The following is an 8,063-nucleotide window of genomic DNA, read 5'->3' as shown; positions in this document are numbered from 1 at the left end:
CCGCAGCTTATACCTCTGAAATTGTGCGTGGCGCAATTGAAACGACTCCAGCAGGTGAAATTGAAGCAGCAAAAGCTTTTGGAATGTCTTCTAAGCAAATTTTTATTCGTATTACTTTCCCGAGCGCTGTGCGCCGAGCTTTGCCAGCTTATGCCAATGAGGTTATTTTCATGCTTCATGGTTCTGCTATTCTCTCAACCATTGCAGTAATGGATATTACTCAAGCAGCTCGTGTTGCTTATGGAAGAAGTTATGAGCCTTATTTACCTTTTATTGCCGCGGGTTTAATTTATTTAGCCATTACGATGTTGATTTTTACTGGTTTTAAAATCTTAGAAAAACGCGTATATCGTCACCTGTCCCCACGTCAAATTTAGAGAGGAATATCTTAATGAAAAAAACAATATTGACATTATTTTTAGCAAGTTTCATTACAGCGGTTCATGCTGTAGATAAAATCAAAATTGGTGTTGAGGCTGCTTATCCTCCTTTTTCAGCAGTTAATGAAGCAGGTGAGTTCGTTGGCTTTGATATTGATATTGCCAAAGCGCTTTGTGCGCAAATGAAAGCAGATTGTGAATTGGTAAAAATTGATTGGGACGGATTGATTCCTTCCTTATTAAATGAAAAAATTGATGCTATTGTTGCCTCTATGAGTGATACCGCAGAGCGTCGTAAAATCGTTGATTTTACGAATAAATATTATTCAAATAAAGGGCAGCTTGTGCTTAAGAAAGAATTGGCCCAAAAAATCAATAATGAAAACTGGAAAGAAGCACTAAAAGGTAAAGTGTTAGGCGTGCAAACTTCAACTATCCATGACACTTATGCCACAGCGGAGCTTGCACCAATCGTAAAATCTATTGAACGATACAATACACAAGATGAAGCAAACTTGGATTTGGTTGCTGGTAGAATTGATGCTACCTTGGCAGATCAAACAGCGTTAGCAAACGGATTCTTAAAAACAGATATGGGAAAAGATTATGCCTTTGCTGCACCCTTATTTAATAATCCAGACTATTACGGTTCAGGCGTTTCCATTGCTATTCGTAAGGGCGATGAAGCGCTTAAGCAAAGGTTTAATGATGCAATAAAGGCTATTCGTGATAATGGTGAATATCAAAAAATCAATCAAAAATATTTTGACTTCGATATTTACTAATTTTTTAACAAATAGTTAAATCAACTCAAATCACAATTTTTATTATGATTTGAGAAAAGTAATATAACTTTATGAATATTCTTCATGTTAATCTTGCTCGTGGTTTTCGCGGTGGTGAAAGGCAAACGGAACTATTGATTCGAGCACTTTTTCCTTATCTTCCAGAACAACAATTAGTGTGTCTAGAAAATAGTCCATTGAGAGAAAAGCTTTCAGATTTGCCCATTACTACTTATCCTATAAAAAACTCGTTTAAAAAATGGTGGAAAAAACGCCCTGCAGATATTTTGCATGCACATGAAACCAAAGGTGCCTATTGGGCAGGTCTGTATCATTCCTTATATAAGACACCTTATCTCATTACTCGCAGAGTGGATCATCCCTTAAAGAATAACCTTAAGCATCGGCTACTTTATGGCAAAGCGGCTACGTTAGTTGGCTTATCAAAAATAATTGACCAAGAACTTTCTACTTTTAATACCAATCATCAAATTATTCCAAGTGCTTGCTGCCCGATTAGCCCATTGAGCACTCCGAATAATGATATCCGAAAATGGGCAGGGAGTAGGACAATAATTGGGCATATAGGTGCTTTGATTGATAAGCATAAAGGGCAAAGCCGGTTAATCAAAATTGTGAAAAATCACCCTGAATGGGTATTGGTGTTGGTTGGAGAAGGGCAAGATAGAACCACGCTAGAAGCATTAGCGGCAGGTGCAGATAACATTCGTTTTGTTGGATATACAGAAGACGTTCTCTCTTACCTCGCTAGTTTTGATATTTTTGCGTTTCCTTCTCGTTATGAAGGATTAGGTTCAACAATCATTGATGCCATGCAAATGAGCAAAGCCATTGTTGCTTCAAATGTTGGCGGAATTCCTGATTTGATACAGCATGGAGAAAATGGCTTACTAATTGATACGGATAGTGAGCTGGAATGTGCCTTACAAAATCTCGCGAATAATCCAGCGCTACGAATTCGTTTATCAACGGCGGCGCAACAAACGAGTGAGCGCTACACAGCAGAACAAATGGCAGAAAAATATCTTGCTTGTTATTATCAAATTTTAGGAATCCCTCATGAAACTGCCGATATCGGTTGTCATTATCACGAAAAATGCGGAACGACATCTATCACAAACCCTAAATAAGCTTAAGGTTTTTGAGGAAATTATTGTTTATGATAATGGTTCGCAAGATTTGACCATTGACATAGCGGAAAAATATTCTAATGTAAAGATTGTTCGCGGAGATTTTATTGGTTTTGGCGCAACTAAAAATAGTGCGATTGAAGTTGCTAAATATGATTGGATTTTTGCGCTCGATGCAGATGAACAGCCAAATGAAGCATTATTAGCTGATATTCAATCTATTCCTTTTTCTCAAAGTTCTATTGTTTATCGAGTTAATCGATGTAACTATTATCGAGCCAAAGCCATTCAACATAGTGGTTGGGCACCAGATTATTTAATTCGTTTGTTTAATCGACAATTTACAAAATTTAATAACAAATTGGTACATGAAGCCATTATTATCCCAGAAGCAGCTAATGTCGTAACGCTAAAAGGACAGCTTAATCATTATGGATGTAATGGTGCAGAAGATTTAATTGCCAAAATGCAGCATTATAGCCGGCTATATGCAGAAAGCTACCAAGGAAAGAAAAAAAGCTCAATTAGTAAAGCTTTGGTTCATGGTAGCGGTGCTTTTTTTAAAACTTATTTCTTAAAACGCGGTTTTTTAGATGGAAAAGAAGGATTTATCATCGCTGCGGCTAATGGAATTAGTAAGTATTATCGCTATATTAAATTGATGGAAATCAATAATTCCAATTAAAGTGATATGATATGATGTGTCTTATATTTTATAATTATTATAATACTTTATCTGTTATAGCTGAATGATTTTAGCTTATATACAACGTGTCGAGTATTCAGACAGTACATATGACAAGATGAACCAACGCAAGTTAAAGACATTTCGCTATATATAGCTGAATGAGTTCAGATTGCGTACAAATCGCGAGTACAAACAGCACACATTAGTACGGAAAGACGCTCCAGTTCTATATGTGAGTTAAAGATATTTGACTATAGAAAATGATTATGTTTTGTTTCCATAAAGGAAAATTTTTATTGTCATTTTTAATGTTATGATATAACATTTTATTAAGGTAATGAAGATTAAACTTCTAACCTAATAATGTAAAAAATTTTTACTAGAAGACTTTATAGCAGGGATCCCAAAAAAAGCATACAGTAATTTGATATAAAATGCTGTTTTAAAAGTGGATATTGAGTTAATGTTGTATGCATTTTTTGGGAAGTTGGCTATATTTTCGATAGCAATATCAAGTAATAAATTTTTTATGGATGATTAAACCATTATTTGTAAACGTAACAATATGAAAAAAATAATATATTTAGAAATAGGATTGTCTTCTTTATTTTTATTATCTGGATGTAGCGGTGGAGGAAATGGTCATCCTATTTCAGCTACTGTAGTAGATACTTCTAGTAGTCGTACCAATGAACAAGTTTCTAGCCAATCAGATAAACAATTAGATGAAAATAGTAATCAAAGTAAAACATCAGAAGAAGTATCTAGTCAATCTATTCAAACGCATCCAAATATTAGTAGTAGTAATAATAATACGTTAATTACTGAAAAGCAGGAGGATTTAGAAAAAACAGTAATTAATGAAAAAATTAAAAAGGATGTAATTGAAGCGAAGAGAGTATCCGATTCGGCCGGTTTTCCAAATGATTACTCTGGGGTTTATACTTTTACTTTTCCTGACGGACATCAAGAAACAATAGTAATGAAGAAACCTGAAATAAATTCTAATGATGAATTTTATCATTTTAATTCGAGTGTTTTTCCTCAAGGTGAGGCTAAAGGTTTCTTGAAAACAGAAATTGCTGGAAAACCACATACAGAAGAAGAAATTATGTCTTATCAGCAGTTTTATAGTGGTATTTCTGGAGGCACAACAAAAGTCGTTTATTTTGAGGATGAACGCGTTGATCGTGATGATCCTTTTTATGCCGATTTACCTAACGGTTTACTCACTTCTGCTAATGACTTGCCACGAACAGGAATTGCTACATATAGAGGCAAGGCAATTGATGGTCAACGTTTTGGTGATTTTTCTTATATGGTTGATTTCGGTAATAAGTTAGGAAAAGGTGGAGAGATTGTTTGGCAAGAAGCAGGAGATTTAGGTAATGTAAAATTAGGCGTTGCTGCGCTTTCTGATGAAGTTAGATTATCTGTATATAGTGAACCAGAAACTTTACCAGATGAGTATAGTCAAATAGGTCCGGGTATTGTAGGCGATGCGATTGTTTCAGGAGACGATAGAAGTTTCTCTTATTCTAGCGTCTTTTTTGGCCCAAAAGCGGAAGAAATGGCAGGGATTTTACAAGTAAATTCAGATAGTAGTGGAAAAGTATTTATTGAGAAAAATTTTTCTGCTCATGAACATCATCATGAGGAGGAAAAAACACCAATTGCTGCATTTGCTGGTGAGCGATAATCTTTAGTCTATTAATATTAAAAAGCCGGCTTATGTTTCAATCATAAGTCGGCTTTTTAATATTAATGTAAAATCTATTGCCAATTTCTCAATGCTAATTGTTTATCTAAATAGATAATCTCTTCTATATTGCGCTGCGCTATTCGTGCCAAATCTGGGCGCTGGACATAGGTTGCCGGTGTTTTAATAAGCATAGTTAATGCCGTACGTAAGTCAATATGCATATATCTGATAGCATTATGTAGGCATTGTAGCTGGTTAATATGCGCACCAGCTAAAGAGTCGTGTTCGTTTACAAGTCTATCTTCCTTAACAAAGACTTTGATGCCCATTAAATCAAATTCTTGAATATCAGATGTACCAATAGTGTGCATTGAATCTGTCACAAGCATTAAATGATGTTTACCAATTAAGCGATAAGCGCTAGCTAGTGAATATGGGTGACTATGTATTCCATCAGGAATAATGCCAACATATAGTCCGAATTCAGCAGCACTTCCTAATGGACCGGGGTCTCGACCACTTAGTGGGCGCATGGCATTATAGTAGTGCGTTAAACCGGTTAATCCTTCTCCATATGCACGAGCAATGTCTTCATGTGTTGCTTGGCTATGTGCCATGTTGATTTGTGGAATAAAGGGTTTAATTGCAGCAATGGTTCCGCGCTCTACTTTTTCAGGTGCTAAACTTAAGATAGAGTGCTGTAAATATTCACTATATTGTTCATAAACGGCAAAATCATCTTTATCAGGTTGACGAATATAATCAATTTGATGTGTTCCTTTTTTTTCTGGATTTAAAAAAGGACCTTCAAAATGTCCACCAATAATACCAGGAACGTTGTTTTTAACTGCATTTGCGATATTTTTAATGGCTTGATGATATTTTTCTTTACTATCTGTGATGAAAGTAGGAAGCATTGCAACAGTACCATACTGACGATGACCAGAAAAAATTTGACTTAGTCCTGTTTCGCTAGTGTCGCTATTGACTAATACGCCACCTCCACCATTAGCTTGTGTTTCGATGAATCCGGGAGTAAGCACGCCTCCATTTAATGTTTTAACCGTTACTTGCTTTGGAATATCGGTTTCAGGTAGAAGAGCAATGGTTTTTCCATTTTCTACAGCTAAAGCAAAACCTTCGATGAGGTTGCCATTATCATAGAGTTGTGCGCCACGATAGTAAGTTATCATGATTTTCTCCGTTTAGTTTCTAATTAAAAGAATAATCGGCGGAATGCCAAGAATGAGAACCGGAAGAATAGCGCCTAAAAAAGGAGACCAATGCATTAAAAGCGCTAAACTTGAAAGAATACCTTGCAAAATATAATAGGTAACGCCCAAGAGTATACCAATCATCAAGCGAACACCTCCAGAGCCACTCCTTCTTTCACTAAAAGCAAACGGTAAAGCAAGTAGTAACATGGTTAGTGTAGAGAGCGGTAATAACATTCTTTGCCAAAAACGTAAACTTTGATCTTGGTGATTAAGGTGGTTTGCTGCTAAAAAGTGAGTGAGCGTATAAAGTTCTTTTAAAGTAGTTGCCTGATGAATATTTGCTAAAGAAATAAGTGTTTCTGGTGTAACTTCATTTGCCCAAACAGTATTTGCAGTAATTTGTTCTGCAGATTGAGGCGATAGGCGATAGGCGATTGGGTTAAAAAGTTGCCACTTTGAAGATGTATATAGCGCTTTTTGTGCTTCTGTAATAATGATATTATTATCAGCATCTTGTTGATAAATCATAATATCAGCTAGAGAACCGTCAGTGTTTAGATGAGAAATATGGGTCATATTATAATCATCGCTTGTTAACCAAATTCCCTGTTGGTAAGCTGTTTTAGCAGTCTTACCTAGGGCTTGGCTTCTGATAAGTTCGCTTTTATTCGTTAAAGCAGGTGCAATATACTCTCCAATGATAATTAGTCCAATGCCTAGGCTGAGTGCTAAAAAAATACCAGCATAAGCCATGCGCAATCGTGATATACCGGCGGTACGAATGACGGTTAACTCATTTTGTGTGCTTAGCTGCCCTAAACTCATAATGGTACCCACTAAAATTGCTGCGGGTAGAAATTGGATAATTTTATCTGGGATTTGTAGTAGGAGGACATATGTCATTATGCCAAAACTATATTGTCCTTTCCCAATATTGTCGGCATCTTCACTACTTTGTACTAAAAAATCAATTCCTAAAAGAAAAATTAAGACAATAAGAATACTAATAAGCAAAATTCGAAGAAGATAGCGATCAAATTTTTTCATTTATTCATTGCCTCTCGTTTTTATCCACCAAAAGACAATGGCTATTAAAACCATTCCATGAACGATAAAGCTTCCCGGAAATATAGCTAAACTACCTTTTGCAATAGACTTCACTACAATATCTAGTAGATTGATATAAAGTGCAAATAGCAAAAAAGCAGGCAATAATCGCTGGCTTTTTTGGCTACGCGGTGTTCTGTGTGCAAGCATAGGTAAACACAGAGCAAATATTATCATGGCAAGAGCAGGATTTAATCGACTTTGTAATTCTGCTTGATGTTCGGCAGAATTATTGAGTTTATCTGTTGATAAATTACGGACTCTTTCGTCAATTTTTGTTTCTTCAGATGAAGGTAGATGTAATTCGGCACTTGCAAATTGAGTATAATCTGATTGTTTAGGATCTTTATTTTTATCCCAACTTGCTCTAACCCCATGATTTAAATAGAGATAGTTTTCTTTTTGATATTCATCAATCTGCCCAGTTTTAGCAAAAATAACGCTGTATTGCTCTTTTTGATGTTGCGCAATAAAGAAATGCTGATAGATGTTATTTTCTATATTTCCTGTATGAATGACGGTTCCATCATCCATTCTTCGAAAGCTATTAGGAATAAATAGTGCAAAGCTTGCTTGTTGTTTCGCTTGTGTCCTTAATAGCGTACTTTTAGTTTGGATTTCTGGTAAGAGAAATAAAGTGAGCGTTAGTAGAATAATGGCAATCGGTACAGATAGAAATAAAATAATTTTTTGTAGATGATTCCGTCCAATACCGCCTGCAAATAGAGCGCTCATTTCATAATCTCGATAAAGGCGACTTAAGGTCATCATGATAGATAAAATTAAAGCAATAGGCATTAAAATTATCAACATATTGATGGCTTGTAGTCCAATAAGTTTCCAGACGGCAGTTAAGCTGATGTCGCCTGCAACTGCGGTAGAAAGTAGTCGAGAAAGCCGAAAGCTAAGTATTATTGTTAATAATATAAATATTATAGCAAAAAAATACGCGCTAATTTCGCGTATAATGTAGCGATAGAGTATTGGTAAACCCATGTATGTATACATTAAAAATATAGAGATATTGTGCCAT

Annotated in this window: 8 protein-coding genes; 5 read left to right on the top strand and 3 right to left on the bottom strand. The window is 35.5% G+C overall.

What is annotated here, in order from left to right; all coding sequences use genetic code 11:
• From A5N85_RS07050 to A5N85_RS07030, 5 genes are all read left to right on the top strand, one after another.
• Positions 1-377, top strand: a 377-nt coding sequence (locus A5N85_RS07050) for an ABC transporter permease subunit (RefSeq protein WP_143143209.1), incomplete at its 5' end; no start/stop codon positions are given.
• Positions 378-391: 14 nt separating this feature from the next.
• Positions 392-1,165, top strand: a complete 774-nt coding sequence (locus A5N85_RS07045; protein ID WP_072576601.1) for a transporter substrate-binding domain-containing protein — start codon at positions 392-394, stop codon at positions 1,163-1,165.
• 71 nt (positions 1,166-1,236) lie between these two features.
• Positions 1,237-2,316, top strand: coding sequence for a glycosyltransferase family 4 protein (locus A5N85_RS07040; protein ID WP_072576600.1), 1,080 nt, complete (start codon positions 1,237-1,239; stop codon positions 2,314-2,316).
• Positions 2,246-3,001 carry a glycosyltransferase family 2 protein gene (locus tag A5N85_RS07035; protein ID WP_072576599.1) on the top strand — a complete coding sequence of 252 codons (756 nt, stop codon included), beginning with the start codon at positions 2,246-2,248 and terminating at the stop codon, positions 2,999-3,001. Before A5N85_RS07040 ends, A5N85_RS07035 begins: the two co-directional genes overlap by 71 nt.
• Positions 3,002-3,569: 568 nt before the next feature.
• Entirely contained in the window at positions 3,570-4,703 is a 1,134-nt protein-coding gene (locus tag A5N85_RS07030; RefSeq protein ID WP_072576598.1) for a factor H binding protein domain-containing protein, read from the top strand.
• Between the two features lie 74 nt (positions 4,704-4,777).
• On the opposite strand, the gene A5N85_RS07025 is transcribed toward A5N85_RS07030, so the two are convergent.
• The 3 genes from A5N85_RS07025 to lptF are packed head-to-tail and all read right to left on the bottom strand — an operon-like array spanning position 4,778 to position 8,026.
• On the bottom strand, positions 4,778-5,899 hold the full coding sequence (locus A5N85_RS07025) for an N-acetylglucosamine-6-phosphate deacetylase (RefSeq protein ID WP_072576597.1): 1,122 nt from the start codon (positions 5,897-5,899) through the stop codon (positions 4,778-4,780).
• A 12-nt stretch (positions 5,900-5,911) separates the two neighbouring features.
• The gene (lptG, locus tag A5N85_RS07020) at positions 5,912-6,970 is read right to left on the bottom strand and encodes an LPS export ABC transporter permease LptG (RefSeq protein WP_072576596.1); all 1,059 of its coding nucleotides are present in this window, start codon (positions 6,968-6,970) and stop codon (positions 5,912-5,914) included.
• Positions 6,971-8,026, bottom strand: coding sequence for an LPS export ABC transporter permease LptF (gene lptF / locus A5N85_RS07015; RefSeq protein ID WP_072576595.1), 1,056 nt, complete (start codon positions 8,024-8,026; stop codon positions 6,971-6,973).
• Between the last annotated feature and the right edge of the window lie 37 nt (positions 8,027-8,063).

The sequence above is a fragment of the Suttonella ornithocola genome (assembly GCF_001889065.1).
In the GTDB taxonomy this organism is placed as follows: domain Bacteria; phylum Pseudomonadota; class Gammaproteobacteria; order Cardiobacteriales; family Cardiobacteriaceae; genus Suttonella_A; species Suttonella_A ornithocola.
The sequence above is the reverse complement of the archived record's forward strand: the minus strand, read 5'-3'. Positions and strand labels throughout refer to the sequence as shown.